The organism is Planococcus soli (assembly GCF_016881065.1).
GTDB classification, from domain to species: domain Bacteria; phylum Bacillota; class Bacilli; order Bacillales_A; family Planococcaceae; genus Planococcus; species Planococcus soli.
In genome coordinates this window covers 26908-51290 of record NZ_WXYN01000016.1, presented here as the reverse complement: position 1 = coordinate 51290, position 24383 = coordinate 26908, and the positions used below count along the sequence as shown (strand labels likewise).

The 24383-nt window shown below is 44.5% G+C and carries 28 protein-coding genes; 11 read left to right on the top strand and 17 right to left on the bottom strand.

The genetic code is table 11. From position 1 onward, the window contains the following. Positions 1-422 precede the first annotated feature (422 nt). Positions 423-1184, bottom strand: a complete 762-nt coding sequence (locus tag GJB59_RS07940) for an MBL fold metallo-hydrolase (RefSeq protein WP_142826729.1) — start codon at positions 1182-1184, stop codon at positions 423-425. A gap of 117 nt (positions 1185-1301) precedes the next feature. On the opposite strand from GJB59_RS07940, the gene GJB59_RS07935 reads away from it, so the two are divergent. Then, a complete protein-coding gene (locus tag GJB59_RS07935; RefSeq protein ID WP_142827219.1) occupies positions 1302-1712 on the top strand; it encodes an Lrp/AsnC family transcriptional regulator in 411 nt (136 codons plus the stop codon). 134 nt (positions 1713-1846) lie between these two features. Here the strand turns inward: GJB59_RS07935 and GJB59_RS07930 are convergent, their stop codons facing one another. After that, positions 1847-2086, bottom strand: coding sequence for a PTS sugar transporter subunit IIB (locus GJB59_RS07930; RefSeq protein WP_328822964.1), 240 nt, complete (start codon positions 2084-2086; stop codon positions 1847-1849). Positions 2087-2184: 98 nt separating this feature from the next. On the opposite strand from GJB59_RS07930, the gene GJB59_RS07925 reads away from it, so the two are divergent. Together GJB59_RS07925 and GJB59_RS07920 are read left to right on the top strand one after the other, a co-directional pair. Next, positions 2185-3123: a Gfo/Idh/MocA family protein gene (locus GJB59_RS07925; RefSeq protein ID WP_142826728.1), complete on the top strand. Its 939-nt coding sequence runs from the start codon at positions 2185-2187 to the stop codon at positions 3121-3123. A gap of 94 nt (positions 3124-3217) precedes the next feature. Continuing rightward, complete coding sequence (locus GJB59_RS07920; protein ID WP_142826727.1) at positions 3218-3889, top strand: HAD family hydrolase; 672 nt, start codon at positions 3218-3220, stop codon at positions 3887-3889. A gap of 115 nt (positions 3890-4004) precedes the next feature. Here the strand turns inward: GJB59_RS07920 and GJB59_RS07915 are convergent, their stop codons facing one another. Further along, complete coding sequence (locus GJB59_RS07915; protein ID WP_142826726.1) at positions 4005-4730, bottom strand: class I SAM-dependent methyltransferase; 726 nt, start codon at positions 4728-4730, stop codon at positions 4005-4007. Positions 4731-4883: 153 nt separating this feature from the next. Here GJB59_RS07915 and GJB59_RS07910 point away from each other — a divergent pair, with 153 nt between their 5' ends. Beyond that, entirely contained in the window at positions 4884-5471 is a 588-nt protein-coding gene (locus GJB59_RS07910; protein WP_142826725.1) for a hypothetical protein, read from the top strand. Between the two features lie 170 nt (positions 5472-5641). On the opposite strand, the gene GJB59_RS07905 is transcribed toward GJB59_RS07910, so the two are convergent. Further along, a complete protein-coding gene (locus GJB59_RS07905) occupies positions 5642-6034 on the bottom strand; it encodes an RDD family protein (RefSeq protein ID WP_185959993.1) in 393 nt (130 codons plus the stop codon). Positions 6035-6039: 5 nt separating this feature from the next. Next, on the bottom strand, positions 6040-6429 hold the full coding sequence (locus GJB59_RS07900; RefSeq protein WP_142826723.1) for a DUF4181 domain-containing protein: 390 nt from the start codon (positions 6427-6429) through the stop codon (positions 6040-6042). Between the two features lie 137 nt (positions 6430-6566). On the opposite strand from GJB59_RS07900, the gene GJB59_RS07895 reads away from it, so the two are divergent. Both GJB59_RS07895 and GJB59_RS07890 read left to right on the top strand, forming a co-directional pair. After that, positions 6567-6911, top strand: coding sequence for a hypothetical protein (locus tag GJB59_RS07895; RefSeq protein ID WP_142826722.1), 345 nt, complete (start codon positions 6567-6569; stop codon positions 6909-6911). A 69-nt stretch (positions 6912-6980) separates the two neighbouring features. Next, positions 6981-7583 carry a hypothetical protein gene (locus tag GJB59_RS07890; RefSeq protein WP_142826721.1) on the top strand — a complete coding sequence of 201 codons (603 nt, stop codon included), beginning with the start codon at positions 6981-6983 and terminating at the stop codon, positions 7581-7583. 62 nt (positions 7584-7645) lie between these two features. Here GJB59_RS07890 and GJB59_RS07885 read toward each other — a convergent pair whose 3' ends face one another. Further along, positions 7646-8380: a glucose 1-dehydrogenase gene (locus GJB59_RS07885; protein ID WP_142826720.1), complete on the bottom strand. Its 735-nt coding sequence runs from the start codon at positions 8378-8380 to the stop codon at positions 7646-7648. A gap of 156 nt (positions 8381-8536) precedes the next feature. On the opposite strand from GJB59_RS07885, the gene GJB59_RS07880 reads away from it, so the two are divergent. Next, the gene (locus tag GJB59_RS07880; protein WP_142826719.1) at positions 8537-9121 is read left to right on the top strand and encodes a TetR/AcrR family transcriptional regulator; all 585 of its coding nucleotides are present in this window, start codon (positions 8537-8539) and stop codon (positions 9119-9121) included. 72 nt (positions 9122-9193) lie between these two features. Here the strand turns inward: GJB59_RS07880 and GJB59_RS07875 are convergent, their stop codons facing one another. Next, positions 9194-9565, bottom strand: coding sequence for a hypothetical protein (locus GJB59_RS07875; RefSeq protein WP_142826718.1), 372 nt, complete (start codon positions 9563-9565; stop codon positions 9194-9196). 353 nt (positions 9566-9918) lie between these two features. Between GJB59_RS07875 and GJB59_RS07870 the strand changes: the two genes are divergently transcribed. After that, positions 9919-11151 carry an AI-2E family transporter gene (locus tag GJB59_RS07870; protein ID WP_142826717.1) on the top strand — a complete coding sequence of 411 codons (1233 nt, stop codon included), beginning with the start codon at positions 9919-9921 and terminating at the stop codon, positions 11149-11151. Between the two features lie 57 nt (positions 11152-11208). On the opposite strand, the gene GJB59_RS07865 is transcribed toward GJB59_RS07870, so the two are convergent. The 3 genes from GJB59_RS07865 to GJB59_RS07855 form a co-directional block, all read right to left on the bottom strand. After that, a complete protein-coding gene (locus GJB59_RS07865) occupies positions 11209-11655 on the bottom strand; it encodes a DUF4357 domain-containing protein (RefSeq protein ID WP_142826716.1) in 447 nt (148 codons plus the stop codon). A gap of 136 nt (positions 11656-11791) precedes the next feature. Continuing rightward, positions 11792-14686: a DEAD/DEAH box helicase gene (locus GJB59_RS07860; RefSeq protein WP_142826715.1), complete on the bottom strand. Its 2895-nt coding sequence runs from the start codon at positions 14684-14686 to the stop codon at positions 11792-11794. Positions 14687-14718: 32 nt separating this feature from the next. After that, positions 14719-15123, bottom strand: a complete 405-nt coding sequence (locus GJB59_RS07855) for a (deoxy)nucleoside triphosphate pyrophosphohydrolase (protein WP_142826714.1) — start codon at positions 15121-15123, stop codon at positions 14719-14721. A 254-nt stretch (positions 15124-15377) separates the two neighbouring features. Between GJB59_RS07855 and GJB59_RS07850 the strand changes: the two genes are divergently transcribed. The 3 genes from GJB59_RS07850 (at position 15378) to GJB59_RS07840 (ending at position 17662) form a co-directional block, all read left to right on the top strand. Then, positions 15378-16733 carry a hypothetical protein gene (locus GJB59_RS07850; RefSeq protein ID WP_142826713.1) on the top strand — a complete coding sequence of 452 codons (1356 nt, stop codon included), beginning with the start codon at positions 15378-15380 and terminating at the stop codon, positions 16731-16733. A gap of 184 nt (positions 16734-16917) precedes the next feature. Beyond that, positions 16918-17295 carry a hypothetical protein gene (locus tag GJB59_RS07845; protein ID WP_142826712.1) on the top strand — a complete coding sequence of 126 codons (378 nt, stop codon included), beginning with the start codon at positions 16918-16920 and terminating at the stop codon, positions 17293-17295. Positions 17296-17476: 181 nt separating this feature from the next. Continuing rightward, complete coding sequence (locus GJB59_RS07840) at positions 17477-17662, top strand: LapA family protein (protein ID WP_185959992.1); 186 nt, start codon at positions 17477-17479, stop codon at positions 17660-17662. A 225-nt stretch (positions 17663-17887) separates the two neighbouring features. Here the strand turns inward: GJB59_RS07840 and GJB59_RS07835 are convergent, their stop codons facing one another. The 7 genes from GJB59_RS07835 to leuD all read right to left on the bottom strand — a co-directional run bounded on the left by GJB59_RS07835 (position 17888) and on the right by leuD (position 24383). After that, entirely contained in the window at positions 17888-18340 is a 453-nt protein-coding gene (locus GJB59_RS07835) for a hypothetical protein (RefSeq protein ID WP_142826710.1), read from the bottom strand. 389 nt (positions 18341-18729) lie between these two features. Further along, entirely contained in the window at positions 18730-19749 is a 1020-nt protein-coding gene (locus tag GJB59_RS07830) for a 2-hydroxyacid dehydrogenase (protein WP_142826709.1), read from the bottom strand. A 282-nt stretch (positions 19750-20031) separates the two neighbouring features. Next, the gene (locus tag GJB59_RS07825; protein WP_142826708.1) at positions 20032-20634 is read right to left on the bottom strand and encodes a flavin reductase family protein; all 603 of its coding nucleotides are present in this window, start codon (positions 20632-20634) and stop codon (positions 20032-20034) included. A gap of 24 nt (positions 20635-20658) precedes the next feature. Further along, positions 20659-21918: an MFS transporter gene (locus GJB59_RS07820; RefSeq protein WP_142826707.1), complete on the bottom strand. Its 1260-nt coding sequence runs from the start codon at positions 21916-21918 to the stop codon at positions 20659-20661. 25 nt (positions 21919-21943) lie between these two features. Further along, a complete protein-coding gene (locus tag GJB59_RS07815; RefSeq protein ID WP_142826706.1) occupies positions 21944-23467 on the bottom strand; it encodes a sodium:solute symporter family protein in 1524 nt (507 codons plus the stop codon). Continuing rightward, a complete protein-coding gene (locus GJB59_RS07810; protein ID WP_142826705.1) occupies positions 23460-23720 on the bottom strand; it encodes a hypothetical protein in 261 nt (86 codons plus the stop codon). The genes GJB59_RS07815 and GJB59_RS07810 overlap by 8 nt, the downstream gene beginning before the upstream one ends. Before the next feature lie 63 nt (positions 23721-23783). Further along, positions 23784-24383: a 3-isopropylmalate dehydratase small subunit gene (leuD, locus tag GJB59_RS07805; protein ID WP_142826704.1), complete on the bottom strand. Its 600-nt coding sequence runs from the start codon at positions 24381-24383 to the stop codon at positions 23784-23786.

Sequence of the window (24383 nt, the reverse complement as noted above, 5' to 3'; positions counted from 1 at the left end):
CATTGACATCGATCTTTTCTCGACAATCTTCCCGTCTGCGATCTGCAAAAGCATCATAAGAGAAAGTGTTACATCTTTTCCTGTAGCTTGAACCCCCATCAACCGGATGCCTGTATGTTTGTCTTCAAAATTAAATAAACAGCTACTTGATTTCCTGCCGCAAATATTGATTGAATCGGGATCTTAAAAGCCAGGAAAAGCATCGAAGTTCTTCTTTTCGGATTCCGCAAGGCCTTCAAGGTGTATCAATCTGCGGATAGATCACAAAGTCAGGGTGAGCAAACTCTTTTAAAGCCCCGTAATCTTCTCGTCCTATCGCTTCGTAAAAATGGCGAATCGACTCTTTATTTGCTTCAACTGACCCGTTAATCGTTCCTTCCATTCTTATAAGGAGAGATCAGCAAAGCTGCTCGATTTAAAGCTTAGAATGAATAGGAATTTCCATCATTTGGAATAAATATATTCGAAGTCATGCCTTTTTCTTCCGCAAATCTTTTCAAATCTGCTCTGGAGAGATTCCAATGGTTGACCGCTTCCATGTGAACAGCGATGATTTTCGCTTCAGGTGCCGCTTTATACACCTCGTGGACATCTTCTTCGTTCATGACAAGTGAACCCCCTTGAAGAAATTGGTTGTCTCCTGCATTAACCACAATAATTTCAGGGGTGTGAGCATCGATCGTTTTTTGCACTTCTTCGTACCACACGGTGTCTCCGGCTACATAAAGCGTTTTTTCGTCTTCATGCTTGAAGACAACGCCGCATACACGGCCGGCCATTTTCAAGATTTCGCCTCTGCCGTGCTCGCCTTTTGTTTTGATCAATTGGATGCCTTCAAATACAGTTTCCTCCTGAAGAACTTCGATATTAGTGAAGCCAGCGCCTTCAATCTCGGTTTTGTCATCTTCATTTTGCGTGAACAGTTTGATGTCTTTTGGCAACGCGTCTTTTGCTGCATCGTCCCAGTGGTCCAGGTGGGTATGCGTAACAATTACGGCATCCACGCCAGCAATTATTTCTTCAATTGAAACGGGCAAGCTAACGAGAGGATTGTTCTGGTCTTGTCTTGCTGAATTCGGAAAAGGCGGAAACGCTCCTTTCTCTGATAAAAATGGATCAACTAAAAACTTTTTCCCTGCATAGTCTACTACCAAGGTTGCGTTACGAATGTGGCGGATGTTCATAATTCCAACTCCTTTTGTTTGATGTCCAACCATTGTATACTAGAGCCAATTCGAATTTATATAGATTAAATAAAGTCTTTTGCCGCTTTGACTTTATAAATGAAAGGAATGGAAAAAATCTTGGATCAGACGGATTTGCGAATTTTGGACGAACTTTCCAAGAACAGCCGCATCACTATGAAAGAGCTGAGTGAGAAAGTCCATTTAAGCAGTCCTGCCACTTCGGCACGAGTGGAAAAACTGGTGACTGCGGGCATAATTGAAGGATATACCATCAAAGTAAACCAGCTGAAGATGGGTTACTTTGTTCATGCAATGATTAGCGTAATCATGAAAGGCAGTCATCACGAACCTTATCTTTCCTATATAAAAACACAGGCTCCTTTTGTCCTTCAGAACTATAAAATCAGCGGAGACAGTTGTTACCTCCTTGAATGCAAATTCCCTTCCAACGAAGTACTCGATGAATTTTTGGTTGGATTGAGCGAGTTTGTAAATTACAAGTTATCAATCATCATCAGTAAATAAATCTCACTTGTAAAGACCCCGGATGTAATGTAGCTTTCTAAAAGCATTCATTACACTGGGATCTTTTAGTTATGCGTTCATAAACGTGTCAAAACACTTTGAGAATTTTTTCAAGAATCTCTTTTGCGGTCCAATCAATAGGACATATGCCTTTTCCATGTCATAGGTGCCTTGTCCTGTGAGAATACCCAGATTGTTACAACAATCTCTTTGCTCTTCACCGCTTCTTCCATTTTAGCAGCCAATAGACTGGTGGACATCCCTGCTGAACAAGCAAAAATATATTCTTCATGTTCTCCCCCTCCAAAACTCATTTCAAAAATTATCCAACTGTATTCTCGGTTTATTTTGAGAACGCTTACAACTCTGCCCATCAATTTTCCGCTTCACAGAGTAAAAGAGTCCCCCTCCCTTTTGGAAATCTGCGTTAGAATAGAAGATAAGCACATCAGCTATCCTAGGAGGAATCACAATGAAATTTGGCATTATCGGAACCAATTGGATTACTGACCGGTTCATCAAAGCGGCAAAACAGCATCCAGAATTCACAATCGGAGCGGTCTATTCCCGCGCGATGGAAACCGGCAGCGCGTTTGCAGCAAAGCATGAGGTGGAAAACGTCTATACGGATATGAAAGAAATGTTCAGCAGCGGGGATATTGAGGCTGTTTATATCGCGTCCCCCAATGCCTACCATGCCGAACAAAGCATTTTGGCTATGGAGCATGGCATTCACGTTCTGTGTGAAAAGCCTGCGGTTACGTCAGTCGAGGAAATGGACCGCGTCATCAATGCTTCAAATGCCCATAAAATCACCTATGTGGAAGCAATGAAATCTACGGTTACTCCGTCTTTTTTGAATTTAAAAAAGAATTTGGATAAGATCGGCCCGGTCCGTCGCTTCGTCTTTCATTATAACCAATATTCTTCACGCTACGACAATTACAAGAACGGCATCATTGAAAATGCCTTTAAACCTGAGCTCGGCAACGGCGCCAAAATGGACCTCGGTGTTTACGGCATCGCACCTGTCATCCATTTAGCGGGCCCTCCCGAGTCGGCCATGAAAAACAATTATGTATTATCGACGGGTGCCGATGGCCAAGGCAGCATGATTTTGACCTATCCTGATATGGAAGCGATTATCATGTATTCGAAGATTTCGGATTCGTTTATGCCGAGTGAAATTCAAGGCGAGAACGGCATTATTGAAATAGACCGGATCAGCGACCCGAAAAACATCACCATCAAATACAGAGACGGCAGCACAGAGGACCTTTCTGTAGCGCATGAATTTGATACGATGTATTACGAGCTGGCAGAGTTTATGGACTGCGTCAAAAATGGACAACTGGAATCTGCGATCAACACGCACGCCATTTCACGTGAAGTGACAAAGCTGCTGAGTTAAAGCAGAAGAAATCGCCGTCTTTCGCTCTTTCTGCTGAGCGTCCTGCATATAATTAAAAGTAAAAATCACTATTTTCCAGCAAAGGAAGTGCCTTATGATAAAAGGAATCATATTCGATTTTGACGGGTTGATTTTTGATACGGAAACACATCAATACCATATTCTTCAGGAAATGTTCGGCGAACACGGCAGTGAGCTGCCGCTTGCGCTGTGGCAAAATGAAATTGGCACGGACAGCGGATTTTCTCCATTCCACTATATGGAGGAGCAGATTGGGAAACCGGTCGAGCACGCGCTTCTCGCAGAAAAGTACGACGAAAAATTTCTTTCGACATTGTCCCTGGAAAAGGCTCGTGACGGCGTGGAAGATTACCTGCAAATGGCCAAAAAATTGGAGTTGAAGATTGGCTTAGCGTCCAGCTCCAGCTACCGCTGGGTTTCCGGCCATTTGAAAAACCTGGATCTGTACGATTACTTCCATTGCATCCGGACTTCGGACCATGTGGAAAAAGTGAAACCCGACCCCGCTTTGTATATTCAAGCGGCTCAGTGCCTGGAATTGCATCCGGAAGAATGCCTGGTTTTTGAAGACTCCGCGCATGGCGCAATGGCAGCGAAACGTGCGGGCATGGGCTGTGTCATCGTACCGAACAAAGTGACCCATACCATGGATTTTTGCGAGGTTGAGCACCGGCTGGATTCGATGGCGGATATGCCGTTAAAAGATTTAATTGAGTATGTATCTTCATTGAAAGCAGATCGTTAAACTCAAAAGATGGCTTCTGGTATTCAACCAGAGCCATCTTTTTTGATTTGCATATTATTTTCTCAGTAGTGGCAATAAAAAATGATTTGAGAACACTTTTTGCCTCATTTTTCTTTTACTCCAGCTGCGTTGCGGCAATGCCGAAATAGGTTCCCGGTTCTTCCGAAAATTCCACCCGTTCGAAATGGGCTTTGAACCCTGCCTCTGCAAGCAGCCCCTCCCACTCGGGCATGGAAAATAAGCCGGCTTTCATGCTGTCGTGTTCATGGGTGACCTGCCCGTCCCTGTCCCGCATAACATAGGCATATTCCGTTACCAGCATATGGTCATCCGGATCGCTGTCATAGCTCCATTCCAAATAGCGCATGCCACGTCCGTCCTTATCGATCCCACCATGAGCTGTCCGTGGTTCAAAAGTTTCCGTGTATTCATCCGGCATGATAAATAGCAGGCCGTCCGGTTTCAGATGCTTTTTGGCGTTTTTCATGACCGCCAGCAAATCAGCTTTGTCTGTAAAATAGGTGATCGCATCATGAATGAATACCAGATCATACGTACCGTCGACTTCGATTGTCCGCATATCCCCTTGCAGGTGCGGGCAATCCGGATTCAGCTTGCGGCTGACAGCCAGCATGTCCGGGGACAGATCCGTCAAAGTCATCGAAAAATACTTTTTCAGGTAAAAAGCATTGCTGCCGCCTCCGGAACCAAATTCCAGCGCATCTTTGATCGCGGGATGGTACCGCTCCATAATTTTCAGGAAAAGATCAGCTTCTTCTTCGTATTCCGTGTGCGGAGACAATAGCGGCCACCATTCTGCCAATTCCTTGTACAGTTTCATGTGGATCACCCTTCCGACTTTTCTTTTATTATATAGCGGCTAAGGAAAGTTTGATAGAAAACAACTTCTCCATCATTTCAAGTAAATATGGACTAGTTAAACTACAATAGACTTATCTTGAAATTTGTCTTATTTAGAGAAAGGAGATGAAAGATGAAAAAAGTTGTATTGTGGTTTGTCAACATCGCTGTAATCGTCCTCGCTATCTATCTCGTCTCCAGCTATCACATCACTCCAGAGGGTGCATACAATGAACTGCTAGAATCGACAGATGCCACACCTATTCAGACGATAGATGAGGGGCATGTCATCTTGATTGATGACAAAGGTGCGCTTTCCGTTGCACTCATGATTACCGAGCGTGGCTTCTTATTTAACATATTTTACACAGACTTCGAAATTTTCCCTACTAACTTGAATGTGTTCGATGTGGATCTCGATCAAACCATCGCTTTTCTTAATGCACCCGGGAATTGGGAGTACACTTACGGTCTTGTTAAAAGTGAAGAAGTAAAATACTTAGAAAGTCCAGGAGACCCTGAATTTGAAGACGCGTTAGCAGTTTATCCGCTAACAGACTATATTTCCAACGCCGATGCCGAAGATGTCATTCTCTGGTTTTTTCCTCAGGAATTAGAAAAGGACACAGTGTCCCCCAACCTTAATTTTTTGGATGGAAATGAAGAATTAGTTGAGGAAATTAAAAATGATTTTTTCATAGAAGAGTTTTTTGTTAAATAAAGCATCACAAAAAACCGCAGTTGAATCGCTGTTTGAGAACAAGGAAACAGCTTACCGATTCTTAGTACCGCTGTGATTATCTCTAGCCTAATCCTGCGGAATTGTTGCTCCAGGCTCTTAAGAAAACATAAAAAAGCTTTCCTTTATCCAGGAAAGCCCAATAATAATTTTCAGTTCAGTTCTTTAACCATTGTATGTGAATAAAGATCGTGCGGGAATTTTTCGCCTTCGTAGGCATCATAGTAAGTACGGTCTTTCAAGTACACAATGGGACTGACAGTATCACGATGTACCATGCGTTTTAAGATCTGTTCAGGCGTCGGTTCACCGCCGTTTTCGTTCTGTACCTCGATGCTCATCAGTTTCTGTCCGACTGTCTGGCCACTGAGCCGCAGCTGAGCGTACTCCAAGCCCCAGAAAATTACGCTCGGCGACACTACCGTATAGACAAAACTGCTTTTCGTATTCTTTTTTAACAAAGGTTCTAGTGCAAACGATATTACTGAAGAAATCACTGTGTCGATCAATATCGCTTTTCCCCGTTTTTTTGCTAATTCATTCATATCATTCACCCTTCCATAATTAGTATTAGGCAGAAGGCCGAAAAAATCAGTACAGATTCCGACCATTCATACCAATAACGCTCTTTTTCCCGGTGCAGCAGCCACTCCTCGAGACCTGTGAAAAATGTCTGCAGAATAAACAGGCCTGCAATAGGGCTCAATCGGACTGCCAGCGACAGTTCGGAGATTTCCATTTCCACATATACATACATCATCGCAAACACAAACCCTACAAAAATAATTCCCTGTACGACTACTCCATACCGATTTTTATCCTCGTGAAAAATACTTCTCGAAGTTCTTTTTATGCCGCGTTTTCTCTTCAAATAAAAACGTGCAAAGAGAAAATAGGATGTAAAAAGAACAGCTAATCCAATGATCAAAGCTGGCTGCATGAGAAACCTCCTAAATGATGTACTTCTACACTTTGGCCCTGTTCCCCTTCTTTAATCACAGTGGAATTTAATGAAAAGCAACTGAGCTTTATGACGTTCCTATGGTAAAGTTGTGGCACACGACAGGAGGAACTTGCTTGAACATCGATACAGATTCGCTTGTATTATTTCTATTTGCCTGGACTATCCCCTTTTTTATGATGAGGCGGGCCTATTTGAAGATGGATGCAGATGACCAAAGATCGGCCGTGGATGATTTTAAATCGCGCCGATTTATTTTCACGATAGGGTTTGTAGTGCTCGGATTTTTCTTCCTGCATCTTAGCAGTTTGCTTTCAGTCACACCACTGAAAACAATAGGGGTGTTCATATTCGTTGCAGGTGGGATTTTTTCAGTAATCGATACGTGGAGGATCAGCAAGCCAAGAAGCTTGGTAATGTTCGCCTTGATGTGTTTGATGATTTACCTGAACGTGGACTGACGGTTTGCCGCTATGTCTTTGAGGGAAGCCATGGATTAATAGAGTATGACGAAAAAAGGGGTGATAACCGTGATCTTTTTTATTATTTGGCTGCTGCTGGTCGGCTACGCTGTTTTTCTTGCACCAGGCGGTGAGACTGATCCTGTCCTGTCGAACATATTCAGCGGCAATTTCGGAGCGATCGATCCGCTGGTGTTTGCCGTTTTCAATTCGCTGGGCTTGTTTCCGATGGTGTTTTTGACTTTGCTGCTGCTGAATGACCGGCAGAAATGGACGGCGTGGCCGTTCGCGCTGCTGTCTTTTGTGGTCGGCGCTTTTTCGCTCTTGCTTTATTTCGCATTCGGCGACCGAAAAGCCGAAAGAAGGCTGCGGACTCCCGGTTGGCTCGTCCGCTTTCTCAGTTCCCGGTTCTGGTTGATCCTCCTGATGGTGTCTTGGGCCGCAAATAGCCTGACGCTGCTGCAGGGCTTTTCACTGGCCGCTTACCGCGAAGCCTTTTTTGCGTCGGGCCTGGTTTCTGTCATGACCGTCGACTGGTTTGTGCTATGGGGCTTGTCCGTCTATGCCGTCCACCGCTTTTATCCAGAGGCGCGGCATAAAACCTTTGCATGGATTCCGATTATCGGACCGGTGATTGTGCTGTTCATCAATAAAAAACGCCGGACGCTTTAAAAACTCGATAAACAAATACGGCCGTTACGCTAAATGCTGCGTAACGGCTGTATTTTTTCTGCTTATTGCGCGGTCATGCCGCCGTCCACCACAAATTCCGAGCCTGTGGAATAGCTTGCTTCGTCAGACGCCAGGAACAAGACCATACTGGAAACTTCCTCTGACTGGGCAACGCGCTTTAAGGGAATGTGCTTCGAAAATTCTTCGACAGCCGCTTTTGTGTCTTCCTGAACAACCATTGGCGTCGCGATGACACCCGGATGGACAGAGTTCACGCGGATGCCGTAGTTGGCGCATTCCATCGCTGCCGCTTTGGTCATGCCGCGGACAGCGAATTTCGTGTCGGTATAGCCGATTGCCCCGGCCACTAAGCCGTTCATCGATGAAATATTGACGATCGAACCGCCACCCGCTTTCTGCATGGACGGGATGACCGTTTTCATGCCAAGAAATACCGAAACCTGGTTGATATCCACAATTCGGCGATACTCTTCTTCCGTCGTCTCCAGGATCGATTTCGCCATGGTGATGCCGGCATTGTTGACCAGTACATTTACCTGACCAAATACTCGTTCGGCTTCAGTCACAACAGCCTCCCAGTCTTCAGCGCTTGTCACATTGTGCTTGATGAACAATGCGTTCTCTCCAAGTTCCGCTGCCAAAGCCTGTCCTTTCTCTTCATTCAAATCTGTCAGTACAACTTTCGCGCCTTCTTCGATAAACTTTTTCGCATGGGATGCACCCATGCCTTGTGCCGCTCCGGTAATGATTGCAACTTTTCCCGTTAAACGCGCCATGTTTTATTCCTCCTATGATTAGCTGAAAACCCCTTTATAAATAAACTACATTTGTAATTTAACAGATAATAAATCAATTTGTCCATATCTAGAGATTCATGTCATACTAAATTCACAAACCTGTCCTTTTTTCGGACACAACAGGAGGAGAACAGCTTGAATGCCACAGAAGACCGCCGCATCTTGCGGACACAAAAAAAGCTGAAAACGTCGCTGCTGCAGTTATTGGAAGAAAAAAGCCTCGATGAGTTGACCATCACGGAAGTCACGAAACAGGCAAAATGCAATCGCGTTACCTTCTACTCCCATTACAAGGATTTGAACGAGCTTCTGGCCGCTATCGTTGACGATCATCTGAACGGCCTCATAAGTTATTTCCGAAAAGGCTTTCAGGATTTGGAACGCTTTTCTTCGACAGATGTCCAGCGGCACCTGCCGATCTTCGAATACATTTATGAGCATCAATTCATCTTCCGTCTGATCATCACAGGGGAGGTGCTGCCAGGGTCGCAAAACCAGTTTTGTGAAAGCCTCGTTCAAGTTGCCACAACCGAGCTTCGCCTTGAGGAGGAAAGCGAACTGGAAATTCCGACACTCAATTATTTCATGACTTACGGTAGTCTCGGCTTCTTCCTTTACTGGACCAAACAGGATTTTAAGGATTCTCCAGAAGTTATGGCTGAAAAATTAGCTGCCTTGCATGGCAAAATGTACAAAGGTGCTGTCGTCCTGGATAAATAGCCGCAATGAAAAAAGCATTCCGCTGAGGGAATGCTTTTTTGCGCACAATGAACTTCTTCTGATTCGAAAGATTTAAAACAACTCAGTTTGACACCTGATAATAGCGATGAAGATGATCATCACCAGTGCTGTAATCGTGAAGTAAACAATGGATGCCTGATATTTCCTTGATCCTTTTAGGTATTTCCACTCCAAATAGATTTGCGCTGCGCATACCAGCAAAAAAACACTTAACAGCCAAAAGAAAAATACGGCTAGCGAATCTATGAAAACGATATATAAAACAATTATTGCTGCAAGCATAACCCAACCATTCCAACGCTCGAATCTTTTGACAGGCACACCTGCCCGCTCTTCCTCATCAATGCCGAACCGTTTTTTTAAATACATCCGCAAAAATCCGAAGCCGAAAATGACGATCAGCCAAATAATTAATAGCCACATACTTCACACCTCCTAAACTCTTGTCTATTCTACGGATAAAATGTATGAAAGTTCCAATCATCACACTTGTTACTGGATATGTGGATGGTTTCACCGTAAATCGGGGATAACTTTGCCGTTTCGTTACATTTGATAGTTATCCACATGTGGATAACGTATCGTAGATGTTTTCTGGCAAACGGAGGGAAGAGAGTTTTATGGCACGGAGATGGAGGGAGGAGAGGTCGGAAAAATAAACTTTCCTGTCAGTGTAAAAACTGCGCCATACGGGTATTTTAGGCTTATAATGAAGGAAAGATTACACTATTTGCACAGCGTCTCAAGCTGTTTTATCCAGGAAAGAGGTGCACGTGATGGAGCAGGACAAAAACAAAAATGCGTTGAGCCATGCAGCTTCCTGGTTTGTGAAATGGGTGCTGAACAACAAGGCGGTATCCGTACTGGTCATTATTCTTTTAATTTTATTGAATTTATTGCTGCTCCCAAAAGTCAGCTACGTCTTTCAGCCCTTGTTCGCTTTTTTTGATGTCATGGGACTGCCGTTGATCATGGCAGGCGTCTTGTATTACCTGCTCAATCCGCTTATCGACTGGATGGAAACGAAAAACATTAAGCGCATCGGGGGCATTTCCATCGTCTTTGTCGTGATTATCGGTTTGCTTGCCTGGGGCATTGCGACCCTGATCCCCATCATTCGCGAGCAGACGCTGGGCCTGCTGGAAAATTGGCAGGATTATTTAGCCAGTTTCATCTCGCAGATCGATAGCTTTTTCCAAAGCGATATTCTGTCGCAGCTGCAAACGCAGCTGACCGGCAATGGAGACAGCCTGTCCACTTCCATCACGGAGCAGGCGGATGATGTCGTTGGTACAACCGTCACCGGCATCGGCAGTGTCTTCGGCATCCTGTCGACTACCGTACTGGCAGTGATTACGACCCCCTTCATCCTGTTTTACCTATTGAAGGACGGCCATCACTTGCCTTACCACATCATGAAGCTTGTCCCATCGAAAATGCGGGAACACACCTATGTCCTGCTGCGTGAAATGAACCTGCAAATCAGCCAGTATATCCGCGGCCAGCTGATAGTCGCCTTTTTTGTCGGACTGATGTTCTGGATCGGCTTGAGCATTGTCGGCCTTGAGTATGCCCTAACCCTTGGAATCCTCGCGGGTGCTTTGAACTTGATTCCGTTTTTAGGTACCTTTATCGCCTTATTGCCGATCGTTATCATTGCGCTCGTAGTCCATTCGCCGATCATGCTGGTCAAAGTTCTGATTGTCTTTTTCATCGAGCAGACACTGGAAGGACGCGTCATCCAGCCGCTCATTCTCGGCAGTAACTTAAGTATCCATCCCGTGACCATCATCGCGGTCCTGCTGACAGCTGGCAACCTCTTTGGCATTCCGGGCGTCATTCTCGGAATCCCGGCTTATGCTGTCAGCAAAGTAATTCTCGCGCATCTGTTCAACTGGTACCAGACTTATACCGGATTATATGACGATCAATACAATCCGGCGCCAAAGCCGCTGATTTCAGAAAAGAAAAGGAAAAAACAGCTGAGTCTGAAAAAGAAACTAAGATGACTAAAAAACACAAAAAAGCGTAAGATCCGAATATCGGTTCTTACGCTTTTTCATAGACTAGTTCTTTTCCGCCTCTTTCCAGTCATGCGACCCGCGCACCCAGCCGCCGATCACCGCACCCATCGCCATCATCGGCGAATTGAATTCGGTGTCTTCCATCAACAAGAGCTGATGCTGAAACGGTACAAGCAGCTTATCCAGCATCAGATTTTCCCGCAGTTTGATGTACTTTTTCGGGCATTTCGGCGAAGTCGATGCCGCAAACTTGGAACCGCGCTGTACAACAAACTTTTCACCCCGGTAAAACCCGGTCGCATCTGCTCCGCGTTTGGAAGTGATCGTAAACACGTCAGATGCTGGCTCCTTTTCAGGATAAAGCTGCAGCATCCCCGATTCGAATGGATCGATGATTTGCTCTTGGCCGGTTTGGGCGTCCAGCTCCAGGAATTGATAAAGTTCACCTTCCCTGGGATGGTGGATTTTCTTCAAAAAGTATTCCTTCATTTTTTCTTCCTCCTCTAAATTAAATACAGACTTTCGCTAGGATAGCGGATACCTGGTTACCTTAGAGATAGGAGAGGAGGACAGAAAAGGATACAATCGCGGGAAAATAAACTTTAGTGTCAATGAGATTGCAAAATCAATTTTCCTCGCTGGCAATATAATGATACAGCTTTCCTTCCACCGTGTTTTCCAGCGATAAATTCATATGAACTACGGGTATATCTTTTAAGTTTTTATCTTTCATTAACGCTTGTTCCACACTGGACTTATCCGGAAGAACCTGTCCCAGGTAATAAAAATCCCCGCCTTCGTCATCGTCTTTCTTAATAAACAAATGAAGATCAATATTGCTTTCTGCAGCTCCAATAATTGTTTTTACTTCTGCAGACGCTAGTGTACGGTTACTTCTTGTGGACCATGTGAAGATTTCGGGACTGATAAAGCCTTCCGTGTAAGCCACACTCGACTCCACTTCATCATTTTTATGGTAGGTAACGAAAATCGGACAGGTCCCATGCTTTGTTTTATAGCCATAAATCGTCGAGCTTTCGTCACTTGTCCAATTTAATAATCGGCAAGCATCTTTGCGGGTATATTTTTTATAAAGTGTTAAAGCTTGATCGCATCGATAATTTTTGTTTAACTCTTTTGCACTCATGACAATATCCAATAACATCGCCTGAAAGCTTGAATTTTGTTCTAGACTCTCTTGAATTTCCTCATTAAACTCGATGCCATCTGTCCCGAAGTCCACCAGTGGCTTCGTGCCATATTTTTTTCGGGGGCCTTGGTTGAAAAAACTCAGATCCATGATTCGTTGCACCGACGCTAAGGTTTCTGGATCAAATGAGCAGTTATATGATTGTATGTATTGTTCATATGTATCCATTGTGACTTTTTCTTTTTCGAGCAATAGTTCAAGCAACAGGATTTCATGCAGCCGCTTGCCATTTAAGATTTCCAAAGAAAGCATAGTTAGCACCTGTTCTTCGTACGCATTTACCAATGGATCAATTTCTTTAAGCTTCAATAAAAACTGATGATAGGTTGTATACTTCTGAACAATCACTAACGGATCGATTGAATTGTGGTGAATAAAATCCTGAAGCTGTGGAATATGCCCGATTCTGTTTTTCAACTCGATATAGGCTTCGCGAAGAATCTTCATGTCACTTAAGTTGCTTTTTTTAATCGCTGAGAACACTCGATTTTTCGCTACCTCTTCAAAATTCACTGTGGATATCCCTTTGATGTAGCTCGTGTCTTTCATTCGGCGGCGAATATTGTCCTTGTTCTGCGAACGCTCACCAGACAAAGCGATGGGAATGAGGTAGTTATTTTTATAATTCCCAATAAAATCAATGATTGTCACGAATTCTTTGGATCCATGTTTTCGAAGTCCGCGTCCGAGCTGCTGGATAAAAATGATGCTCGACTGTGTTTGTCTCAGCATAACGACTTGATTGACGCTTGGAATATCGATTCCCTCATTGAAAATATCAACAGTCAAAATATAATCAATGACGCCATTTTCTAACCGTTCGACCTGCAAAATACGCTCTTCTTGAGAATCTTGTCCGGTCAACGCGACAGTCTTTAAGCCTCTGCGGTTAAGCTCTTCTGAAAGTTTGATTGCTTCTTCTTTTCTGCTGCAGAACATGAGACCTCTTACTTTGTCGCCTGAATGGCCGTAGTAATCGACCTTTTGCAGAAGATGATCGACACGTTCTTCCGTTATCAGTTTTGAAAAAACCGTCGCTTCGTCAATCACGCCTTCTTCATACTCGACATCTGTTACGCCAAAATAGTGAAACGGACAAAGCATGTCTTCTTCCAATGCTTCCTGCAAGCGAATTTCGTAAGCCACATTGTAATCGAAGAGCTCGTAAATATTGAAGTCATCTGTACGTTCAGGTGTTGCAGTCATTCCCATTAAAAACTTCGGTTGAAAATGCTCAATTACCCTTTGATATGATTTCGCTCCTGCTTTATGTACTTCGTCAATTAAAATATAGTCAAACGCCTGCGGGTCTAGTTGACGGAGCGTTTCTTCCTTGGAAATCGTTTGGATTGTTGCGAATAAATATCGCGCATCCGTCTCCCGCAAATTGCCCGAAAGAATCCCGAAATCTTTTTCTACACCGCCTAATATTCGAATAAAATCAGCTTTGGCTTTTTGAAGAATTTGCTCTCTGTGGACGATAAACAACATTCGTTTTGGCGCAAAGTCTCGTACATCAAAAGCGGATAGGTAAGTTTTCCCTGTACCAGTCGCTGAAATCACCAAGCCTTTGTCATTCCCAGATTCCCGCACTGCTTGGATTTCCTGAAGAGCGGCTTTCTGCATTTTGTTCGGTTTGATGTTGATGGCTTCTTCTAACGGATTTTCTGTATACACTTCAGGGAATTCGGCCACATTGGTCAATTCTTTCCGGTATTCCATGGGCACATACGATTGTTCATAGCTTGTGATCCATTGTTCTGTCAGTGGTTGCGCATTTTCCCAAACCTCTTCGAATTGATGATAAAAGTGAGAAACCAACTCGCCATTTTCATGCGAACTCAATTTGACGTTCCATTCGTAGTTAACCTTCAAGGCTTGCGCCGTTAAATTAGAGCTCCCGACGATCAATGTTTGATGCGTGTTATGAGAGAAAATATATCCTTTTGAATGAAAGCCTTTCATACTGGATAATCGGACTTCCACATTATTGATTTTCATCAGTTCTTTAAATACTTTCGGTTGGTTAAAGTTCAAAAAAGTCGAGGTCAGGATTCTTCCTTTAATCCCCTTTTGGTGCAGGTCCGATAAATGGGTTTTTAAAGTCGCCAAGCCACTTTCCGTCACAAAAGCTACAGAAAAGAGAAACGATTGACAGCTATCCAATTCCTCCGTAATCGAATTTAATACGGTCTCGTTTGTTTTGGTGTTATTGATCAGTAACGTTGGCTTAAAACGTTCTCCACTCGGTTTTGTTTGATCGATAAATCCTTTGTAAATTGAGTCTTCTAAGCTCTGAAGTAAATTCATATTCGTCCCCCCGCTCCTCCCAATCAACCCGCTTATTTCTGAGCTTGGTACGTCTGTTTTAATTTCTGTATCGCCGGTATGTCTGCCGGTGCCCATTCGAGCTTTTCCAGTTCATGCGCTTTCAGCCACTGGATCGCAATATGTTCCGTTAACACAGGTGTCCCTTGGACTAATTGGCAATAAAATGTCGTTAAATGAACGATTCCAAAATCGTATTCATACACCGTATGTTCAAGCCGGTCACCAATTTCTACCTGACAATGCATTTCTTCTTGAATTTCTCGTTGCAGGGCTGATTGAGGTGTTTCTGTTTCTTCTATTTTCCCACCTGGAAATTCCCATAGGCCGGGCAAACTTTTTTCCAAGCCCCGCTGCGCACATAAGATTTTATCACCACTTGTGATGACAGCTCCAACTACATGTATATCTTTTTTCATAAGTTTCTTCACCTGCTTCTATAATGATCAGTGATACTAATAACGGTAAAATTTCAATTTTCTTTATTCTACCATTTTCTATTGACGATCTATTCTTCTTTGTTACCGAATTTGAATCATTTGCTTAAATACTGCTCCAGCAGTGTATAACTTGGCTTTATATTGCGAAATGTTCTAGAGCAACTTTAAAGACGCCCCCAAACTTTTCTGTCACACTAAATAAAACCGTACCATTTCCAAAAGGAGTCCTCCACATGAAACCAATCATCCGCCCTCTCAGCACCCTGCTCATGGGTGGAACTTATTTGCTGTCTTTTTTCGTTCCTTTTCCTTACGCCACATTTTTGATCAGCCTGTTCGCGCTAGTTGTGCTCATTTCCTATTTCCCGTATCTCCCGCGGACGCCGAAGATCCTGATTTCGGTGCTGCTCGTTGTGGGGTTATTGATGGACACGAGCGGCAATGGGGTGCGGGAGTTTTTTGGGGCGCTTCAAACCAACGCCAACCTCTTGGCGATTTTCATCTTTGTGCCATTGCTGTCGATTCCGATTCAGCAGGGGCAGTATTTAAAGTACATAGAAGTCATTTTCGCCCACTCCATTAAGAAAACGCATCATCTTTACTTGTTTTCGACAGTGGCTGCTGGCAGTATCGGTGCCGTCATGAACGTCGGGACGCTCCCGATCCTCTATGATTTGACAGACACCTCATCGTTCAAGCCATTTGACGAAGTGCGCTTGAAGGCCTTGAGCCGAGGATTTGTCATGGCCTTTTTATGGTCGCCATATTTCATCTCTATGGCCTTGGTGCTGTCTTATTTTGATGTTACCTGGCTGCAGCTTTTCCCAATCGGCCTTGCGGTCACCGCCATCATGATGGGCCTCGGCTTTTTGGGGGAGCGCAAAAACAATCGCTCTATACCAGAAGCAGCTGCTGTTAAAAACACGGTGAGCCTTGGGACGGCCAAGCGGAAAGTGTTTGAGCTCGCTGTGATCCTGCTGGCTGTTACTGCTGTTATCCTTTTTATTGAGAGTTTGAGCGATTTATCCGTGTTGACCATCATTCCGCTGACGGCGATTGTCGTCTCTGCCGTATGGTCATTGTTTCTCGGTACTCCACATGAGCTTGCCGCGAATTTCCAGCAATACATCTACGTTAAAGTTCCGTCAATGGGAAATGAGCTGTCGATTTTCATCATTGCCGGTGCTTTTGGTACGGCTCTTCTAAACAATGGAGCAGACGATTGGATTCGTTCCCTTTTGGAAGCGTTGAATATCACCCATGTCCTGCTTTTGATTCCGGTGCTGGCCTTGCTGATGACCATTCCGGCATGGATTGGCGTCCATCCAATCATTACCGCCGCTATTTTGGCCATTACTTTGAGCAACTCCCCATTGTTTGCGGATGACCATCTGTATTTGAGCCTTGGTTTGCTGAGCGGTTGGATCCTGGCCATTCTGTCTTCTCCATTTTCCGGACTGAATCTGCTGTTGGCTGCGATTAGCCGGAAAAACTCTGTCTATATCGCATTTAAACTGAATTTTAAATTCGCCTTGCTGATCTGGATGGTTTGTTATTTGGTGATCTCCACTTTGTATTTCATTCTTTGAGCGTCTAATAAACTCAGTATTGAGACGCCGCAGCCCTTAAGCTTTTTCTCAGCAAATAAAATAATAGTTCACCTTAACTTCACAATAAGAAACTGATTTTCTCCATCCCCTGCTATATCCAACTAGCTTTGTTACACTAAGGGGAAGACTTAGCTACTACACCAACACCGAGAGGATTTTTATTTTGAAGACCTATTGGCTCATCGTTGCCGTTTTATTGATTAATTTATGTACACTCCTGGTGAATGATTATTTCCCTGGAACGCTTTCTTCGCTCGGCATTCCCACGTGGATCCTGTTTGCAGTGATTGCCCTCATGGTCGTATTGAGCGCATTGACGCTTCGGCCGCGCCGGGAAAAGAAACGCTATATGATCATTTTCCCCGTACTGATGATCGTGGTGCCATTGCTCGTGCTCGCTGTCTTAACTTTGCTTGGTGGAGAATCCCGCAACAGCATCTCGCTGTCGAGCCCTTCATTGTGGGTCGGTGCTGCGGCAACCTTGTGGATTTTCTGGCTTGAATACCTCCGTGCATCCAAAAAAGAAGCAGAGGATACATAAGTTTTAATCGAACAACATAGCTTTCGTTCATTAGACCGCATTAGTATTTGCATCAAAGAAACCGTTAATTCACATAGGAACTAACGGTTTCTTTGATACACTATTAGCAACAATGTTTTTAAATGTAAAATCTATCCGAATCCTTCGGGAATTTGAGCATTATATTAAAAGGAGAAATTATATGGAAAACATTATTGCCTTGTCACCGATACTTCTAATGGTGTTTTTAGCTGGCCTCATTATCGTTTTTTTGTTCTTTATGGCAAAAAGTTCAACTCGTTCGATAAAAATAACCGAATACGAAAAGAAAATCCAAGCATTGGAAGAAGAAAATCAAAGACTCAAAAATAGCCAAGACAGTATGTAAGGCAACTCAAGCCTCTAGATATTTTAAACCCTTAACTAGTAAGTTCAAACAAAAAACAGCACTCCGATCCGCATTTTCGTGAATCGAAGTGCTATTTTGCATAGCGAACCCTATCTTATTTTGTAAAGATAATTGTAACTTAAATTTTTCTTTACTTATTTTCAATTACTTGTTCAACTAAAAACATTAATTGAACAAAAGTTATCACATACTTTTCGGCTGCTCTTATAAACTGCTGATTCTAATAATCTCTCCTATGTTATAGCCTACCCAAGCCCCAATGAATGGGAAATGATAGCTGGGAGAGTCCAATCGTGCAGCGCTAAAGTCCACAACAAACAATAAAATTACAATGCCAACGCCTACGATACCGATGCCGACAGCTTCAATTATTCTATTTCGTCTCCAACGTTTCTCTCCCAGACGATCTTTATCAAATTCCTGCACACGTTTACTTGTCTTTGTACCAACTGGGCGTCCCGTTTTTAGGGTGTATAAGGTGATGGCTAGCACTATCCACATCACTACAAAAAATATCCCAATAATGATGGAATGCCTCCCGCTATCAGCAAAATAAACAAGCAGCAAGAATAACAACAGCATTGCAAGATTGCCTTGAACTAATTGTATCTTTTTTAAATGCTTAACTTCTCGTATATCCCACTGCGCTTCATCCATGGTATCCTACCTTTCATTTTGACAGCCCCTTTAACTCTGCTGCCTCATTAGTGGAGGTGTAATGGCTCACAATCTTACTATCTATTTTAACACAAGTAGTCAGATTACTCCTTAAAAGGCGAAAATCAATAAATATTCAATTTAATGGAAAATAAATGCATGTTAACCTACGTATGAATCTGCAGGTCAATATGTTGGCCTATGCTACACTGCAATTTAAACGTACCTTATAAGTAAAACATTGTGACAGCAACAGAAAAAGACCATCAAGTTTACACACAATTTGATGGTCTTATGCATTATAGGTTTAATGTCGGCGATAAGAATTGGACACCGTTAGCAAGATAATTTTGTTGCTATTGCGCCCTTAAAAGAATTGCGCCTCTTTTTCATTTTGAGTTGAATTTCTCGGAGAATCGGTCTGGATCATCCAACAATCCTCGCAACTCCTTGACCACGTCTGGAGGATTTTTGCCGGTCACACCAGCAACCAGGTTTTCCGCGGCTTTCATGGCCATCGCGGCGCGTGTTTTTTCCGTGGCTGATCCGATATGCGGAAGAGCGACGACCTGCTCCATCTGCAGCAGCGGGTTGTCCGGGCTGACAGGTTCCTGTTCAAAGACGTCGAGACCCGCTCCGCGAATCTGCCCTGTTTCCAAAGCATGAATCAACGCTCTTTCATCCACGACCGCACCTCGGGCACAATTAATGAAGATGGCGCTGTTCTTCATCTTTTCAAACTGCTTTTCCCCCATCAGATGATGCGTTTCAGGAGTCAATGGCACAATCAGGACGACAAAATCGGATTTTTCCAGAAGCGTTTCCAGCTCGCTATAGACGATGCCGTATTTCTCTTCCAGCTCCGGCTTGGGCGTGCGGCTATTGTAGAGGACATCCATTTCAAAACCGAATCGGGCTCTTCTGACAATTTTTTCACCGATGCGGCCCATACCGATAATGCCCATAGTGGCATGATGCACGTCGATGCCAAATAAGTCGCGGGACTCCGTTTCTTTATCCCATTTTCCTTGCTTCACGAAATTGTTCAGTTCAGGTATGCGTCTCGCAGTGGAAAGAACCAGGCTGAAGACCAGATCCGCTACCGTTTCATCCAGCACAAAAGGCGTGTGCGTACCCAGTACCTTGCGCCGTTTCATCGCTTCCAGGTCGAAGGAATCGTAGCCGACTGCCGAATTGCTGATGACTTTCAATTTGGGCGCACCCTCCAACAGTTCATCCGTAACAGGTGCATGCTGAACCAGCACGCCTTCCACATCCTTTATTTCTTCCATCAGCATGTCCAGCGGAATCCGTCCTTCCCCCTGCCACTTCCGGTAATCGCAATGTTCTCCGATGTATTCTTCCACTTCTTGTGAGATAGGGCGGGCGATGTAAACTTTAGGTTTCATGTGGTGCCTCCTCTTTAATTTTAGGGCTTGTCAGTAACTTCGATACTGCGGAGCCCATTCCCTTGTTTAAATTAGTTACTTGTTTCATTTATTAGGATGTCACCAAAGAAAGAAGAACCTGGTCAGTAGATCAACTAAAAAAAGCTGCCCTATATTGCGAAGGGCAGCTTGTTATCGAGCAGCTTACTTTGTTTTTATTGGTTGCATACTCTTTAGAAGTAATCCTGCGTGGAAATAATAATATCCACAAAATCCGACTTTTTCGTTAGCCGTTGCCACTCCTCAGTTTTCCCTCGGTAATGTAAAAAACCCTTGCATTTCACTATAGCCGTTTGCCAATCGGCCGAGCGGCTTCAGTTTTTCCAGATCCACTTTATAGTTTCCAAGGTAGTAGGCGTCTTTAATATGGTAATGGACCACCTTCCCAAGAATCAAGTGGTCGCTTCCCAGTTCAATGATGCGGTCAAGTTCGAGCTCAAATGAAATAGGCGCTTCTCCCACTTTTGGGGGAGCAACGGATACACTGTCTGCCGCTGTCACTCCAGCGGCTTCGAATTCATCCACATCACTCGGAAAATTTTTGGCGCTTTCATGCATTTCATTGCCCAATTCCGTGTTGACAATGTTAATGACGTACTGCCTTTGCGACCGAATATTTTCCAGCGTATCCTTGACGGTGCCTTCCCGCTCTCCAACGCCTGGTCCGATTGAGATGCACAGCATCGGCGGATTTCTTGAGGCGACAGTGAAAAAGCTGAAAGGTGCGAGATTGCGCTTGCCATTCCCGTCTATGCTGGACACCCAGGCAATCGCTCTTGGCACTACAGATCCTGACATCAATTTATACGCCTGCTGCGTATCAATATCCCTTAAATCAATATTCATGCTAACTCCTCCAGTGAAGTTTCATCAACCCTCATCTTGTATTTTCTGATTCCGATGTTCTTTTTTCACGATAGCCATTGCCAAAAGCAGCAGAATAATCACCGCTGCCAGCATAAGGGCGAGGAACAGCCAGCCATATGTGAAATCGCCAGTCACATCAACAATATAGCCGAACAGCGGCGGCCCGATAATGACTCCCCACGAACCCAGGGTCAAACTGAAGCCGCTGGCAATGCCTGCCTGTTTGATCGGCACGAGCTCGGTTGCAGCATTCATCCAGATTCCATTAAAGCCTGAAATGCAAAATCCGAACAGCACCGTAATCGGCACCATGACCCAAAAGGATGTTCCTTCTGGCAGCTGACTGATGACAAGCGAAGTCAAAATCGATAAGGACGCGATAATGACCAGAACGATAATTCTCTTGCCCGAAAACAAATTATCGCTGATTACTCCCCAGGCAACACGGCCGAACGAACCGCTGACTTCGGAGATGACCAGCAGCATGCCGGCCAATACTAAGCTGATGCCCAGATGCTCATAGGCAAACAGCACAATATACGTATTCAGGATGAGTTGGCTTCCGCTCAGTCCCATGGCCGCAAGACTGACGAGGACCAGCGGTTTTTCCCGGAACATCTGAAGAACTGAAGCAAACAAGCGTGCCGGCTTTTCCGTCCCCTGCGCTTCTGCTGCCGGGGGATCGTGATAAAACCGATAAGCCAACAAGCCGGTGATGATTAATAGCAGGCACGCTCCGAACAGGACTGGCCGCCAGCCCCAGGCAACAGCAGCTGGCAGCATCAAGAGTGCGGCCAGAGCCGAACCAAGAGTGACGCCCATCTGTTTGATGCCCATAGCCGTTCCGCGTTTTTCGGAAAACCAGTAGATGATGCCTTTATTGGACGTTGGATGCATCGTCCCATAGCCGATTCCTCCAAGTACCACCATGAATAACACCAGTGCATAGACAGAAGTTAGCGTCATGAGGATGAAGGACAGTCCCAGGCACAACGATAAAAGAAAAAGCAGTTTTTTTGATCCAATCCGATCCGCCACAAAACCGGCGGGTATGGATACCAAAGACTGCCCTAAAAATAATGCGGCCGGCAGCATACCGATCTGCGCTTTCGTCAGCGACAGATCTTCTCCGATCAATACCCCAAGCGGCGCTAAGCTTCGGCCGACAAATGCTACCATGATCTGGGCAATCAGCAGCCATGTAAGCATCCGCCAAGGGTTTATATTTACCAATACACCATCTTGCAGTATAGATTTATTCATACCTAGTCATCTCTTTTTATGGGCTTTAATCAGAGTATTCTCTCCGATAAGCCAAATCGATTTTCTTCAAGTCTTCCTCTTCTTCTTCTGTTACGGTAGCTGTTACGAGGTAAGAGCCGACAACCGCAATCAGGAAGTTGGCAGCCAAGCCGATAACACCGCCGTGAACCCCGAATATAGTTTTATGCCCAGTCCACGTAAGGACTCCTGCAATGATAGCCCCTGTCAACATTCCCCAAAATACAGGTTGTGCAGCCATTCGTTTCCAATACAAACCGAGAACAAATGCCGGGAATACTTGAACCAGCAATTCGAATTTCAAAACAAAGATTTCATATAAAGTTGCTGGCGGATACCAGGCGATCCACAAGAGGATAGCTACAGCAAAGATACCCGTCACTTTCCCGACCAAAACTTTCTTGCGCTCCGGCGCGTTAGGATTGATGAACCGGCTGTAAATATCGTTGGACACAATCGATGAAAAACTTAATAATACAGAATCTGCCGTCGATACAATCGCCGCAACAATCGCACCGAAGAAGATGATCATCACCCAGTAAAAGAACCCATTGATGCCGGCTATTTCGTTGGCCATCAAACCGACCAGCTGTTCCGATCCTGCCACATCGAGGTTAGGTATAAGGGCAATCCCTAAAATTCCGATGATGAATACAAGCCCCGTCGTAATCGGGGGCATCCAAGCCATCCGGGAAAATGACCGTTTTAGCGTACGCTCGCTTTCAGCCGCAAAAATCCGTTGGACTGCATGCGGGTATATTGCTGCTCCAAAGCCGACCAGCAGGATCATGCTCAGCCAATTGACCGAAGTCATCATTTCCGGAACCCCGAGCTTGGCTGGTTCGGTTTCAGCGATAAATTGGGTGGCGCCTGCAAAGTTGCCGCCGACCAAATAGACAGCTCCCGCGAGGAATATCACGATTCCCACCATTAAAACGAGCCCCTGCATGACATCCGTGAATGCAACCGCTTTCATTCCGCCCAACCATTCATAAATCAGCATGACCAGCACAAAGGCGATTACGGCTACCTGGTATGGAATGGTTCCTCCCGTCAGGCTTGAAGCTGCCTGTCCGATAGCGACCAACTGCTCCAAAAGATAATTCCCAAGACCCCAAAGCATTAACAGTACAGCCAAAATGGTGACTGCCTTGGATTTGAAACGGTAAGCAATCCAGTCGGCCGGCGTGATAAAATTCAGCTTTTTGGATATTACATATAATCTTGGGGCAAACAATAAGTAGACGCCGATAATGATCGTCATGAACGTAATGGACTGCAGCCAGGCAAAACCGGTCCGATAAGCAGTCGGTGCATATCCGATAATCGTATTTCCGCTATATTGTGTCGCATAAAGTGTGAAGAACAAAGCGATGAAGCCCAGATTCTTCCCGGCCAAGTAATAGTTGCTCATACTGTCATGAAGCGTTTTATCGCCGCGCCCTGAAAAATAACCGATCAGCAGCATGACAACCGCATAGGCAGATAAGATTAAGACACCATCCATACCTGAAAAGGTTAAATCATTCATTCGCTTTCCTCCTCTTCTCTTCTTCTTCAATATCCTCCACAATATTCCAGTGCTTCAAAGTTGCCCAGCTCAAGTAAGCGCAAAGCAGGAGAGAAAACCCAACAATGATCCATGCCCAATAAGGGATGCCTAAAATGAGTGGTTCATATGATCCTGCCGGCATATACCAGGGAACATTGCCGAGCACGATCAGTACCAGAACAATCCAAATCCATTTTTTACGAATCGGTTCTTTGATTGGCCTATTGTCCATAAGATAGCTCCTTTTAACGTTCTGTTATTTTGATCATCTGCAACCCTTATCCTTTGATCCTTTTCAGAGGGAGTAATGAATTTTATGGTTTTTTTCAAAATCGGTAATTTCGGCATCGTATTGAATTGTCGCTGAAATTTCATCGAGTCCATTAAGGAGCATATTCCGCCGGTAATCGTCCACTTCAAAACTTTTCTCATAGCCTTGCCCATCTGCTATGAAGTTTTTTTCCAGATTGACTGTCAGCTGATAACCCGGGACAGACGCTTTTTCAAAAAGCTGCTGCACGTCTTCCGCCGGCAGCTGAATCGGCAAAATGCCGTTTTTAAAACAATTGTTATAGAAAATATCCGCAAATGATGGGGCGATGACGGCACGGAAACCGAAATCCTCGATGGCCCATGGAGCATGTTCGCGCGAAGAGCCGCAGCCGAAATTGTCACGTGTCAGCAGAACTGTGGCATTGCGGTAAGGTTCACGATTTAGCAAAAAATCAGGATTTTCCTGTTCGTTTTTGTCGAAGCGCCAGTCATAAAATAAAAACTGCCCATACCCGCTCCTTTTAATGCGTTTCAAAAACTGTTTCGGAATAATGGCATCCGTATCGATATTCGCCCGGTCAAGCGGCGCTACAATTCCAGTATGTGTTTTAAAGGCTTCCAA

Excerpts from the sequence above, each read along its gene's own strand:
- GJB59_RS07940 (WP_142826729.1), bottom strand. The coding sequence starts at position 1,184 with ATGAACATCCGCCACATTCGTAACGCAACCTTGGTAGTAGACTATGCA.
- GJB59_RS07930 (WP_328822964.1), bottom strand. The coding sequence starts at position 2,086 with ATGGGCAGAGTTGTAAGCGTTCTCAAAATAAACCGAGAATACAGTTGG.
- GJB59_RS07925 (WP_142826728.1), top strand. The coding sequence starts at position 2,185 with ATGAAATTTGGCATTATCGGAACCAATTGGATTACTGACCGGTTCATC.
- GJB59_RS07920 (WP_142826727.1), top strand. The coding sequence starts at position 3,218 with ATGATAAAAGGAATCATATTCGATTTTGACGGGTTGATTTTTGATACG.
- GJB59_RS07915 (WP_142826726.1), bottom strand. The coding sequence starts at position 4,730 with ATGAAACTGTACAAGGAATTGGCAGAATGGTGGCCGCTATTGTCTCCG.
- GJB59_RS07910 (WP_142826725.1), top strand. The coding sequence starts at position 4,884 with ATGAAAAAAGTTGTATTGTGGTTTGTCAACATCGCTGTAATCGTCCTC.
- GJB59_RS07905 (WP_185959993.1), bottom strand. The coding sequence starts at position 6,034 with ATGAATGAATTAGCAAAAAAACGGGGAAAAGCGATATTGATCGACACA.
- GJB59_RS07900 (WP_142826723.1), bottom strand. The coding sequence starts at position 6,429 with ATGCAGCCAGCTTTGATCATTGGATTAGCTGTTCTTTTTACATCCTAT.
- GJB59_RS07885 (WP_142826720.1), bottom strand. The coding sequence starts at position 8,380 with ATGGCGCGTTTAACGGGAAAAGTTGCAATCATTACCGGAGCGGCACAA.
- GJB59_RS07875 (WP_142826718.1), bottom strand. The coding sequence starts at position 9,565 with ATGTGGCTATTAATTATTTGGCTGATCGTCATTTTCGGCTTCGGATTT.
- GJB59_RS07870 (WP_142826717.1), top strand. The coding sequence starts at position 9,919 with ATGGAGCAGGACAAAAACAAAAATGCGTTGAGCCATGCAGCTTCCTGG.
- GJB59_RS07865 (WP_142826716.1), bottom strand. The coding sequence starts at position 11,655 with ATGAAGGAATACTTTTTGAAGAAAATCCACCATCCCAGGGAAGGTGAA.
- GJB59_RS07860 (WP_142826715.1), bottom strand. The coding sequence starts at position 14,686 with ATGAATTTACTTCAGAGCTTAGAAGACTCAATTTACAAAGGATTTATC.
- GJB59_RS07855 (WP_142826714.1), bottom strand. The coding sequence starts at position 15,123 with ATGAAAAAAGATATACATGTAGTTGGAGCTGTCATCACAAGTGGTGAT.
- GJB59_RS07850 (WP_142826713.1), top strand. The coding sequence starts at position 15,378 with ATGAAACCAATCATCCGCCCTCTCAGCACCCTGCTCATGGGTGGAACT.
- GJB59_RS07840 (WP_185959992.1), top strand. The coding sequence starts at position 17,477 with ATGGAAAACATTATTGCCTTGTCACCGATACTTCTAATGGTGTTTTTA.
- GJB59_RS07835 (WP_142826710.1), bottom strand. The coding sequence starts at position 18,340 with ATGGATGAAGCGCAGTGGGATATACGAGAAGTTAAGCATTTAAAAAAG.
- GJB59_RS07830 (WP_142826709.1), bottom strand. The coding sequence starts at position 19,749 with ATGAAACCTAAAGTTTACATCGCCCGCCCTATCTCACAAGAAGTGGAA.
- GJB59_RS07825 (WP_142826708.1), bottom strand. The coding sequence starts at position 20,634 with ATGAATATTGATTTAAGGGATATTGATACGCAGCAGGCGTATAAATTG.
- GJB59_RS07820 (WP_142826707.1), bottom strand. The coding sequence starts at position 21,918 with ATGAATAAATCTATACTGCAAGATGGTGTATTGGTAAATATAAACCCT.
- GJB59_RS07815 (WP_142826706.1), bottom strand. The coding sequence starts at position 23,467 with ATGAATGATTTAACCTTTTCAGGTATGGATGGTGTCTTAATCTTATCT.
- GJB59_RS07810 (WP_142826705.1), bottom strand. The coding sequence starts at position 23,720 with ATGGACAATAGGCCAATCAAAGAACCGATTCGTAAAAAATGGATTTGG.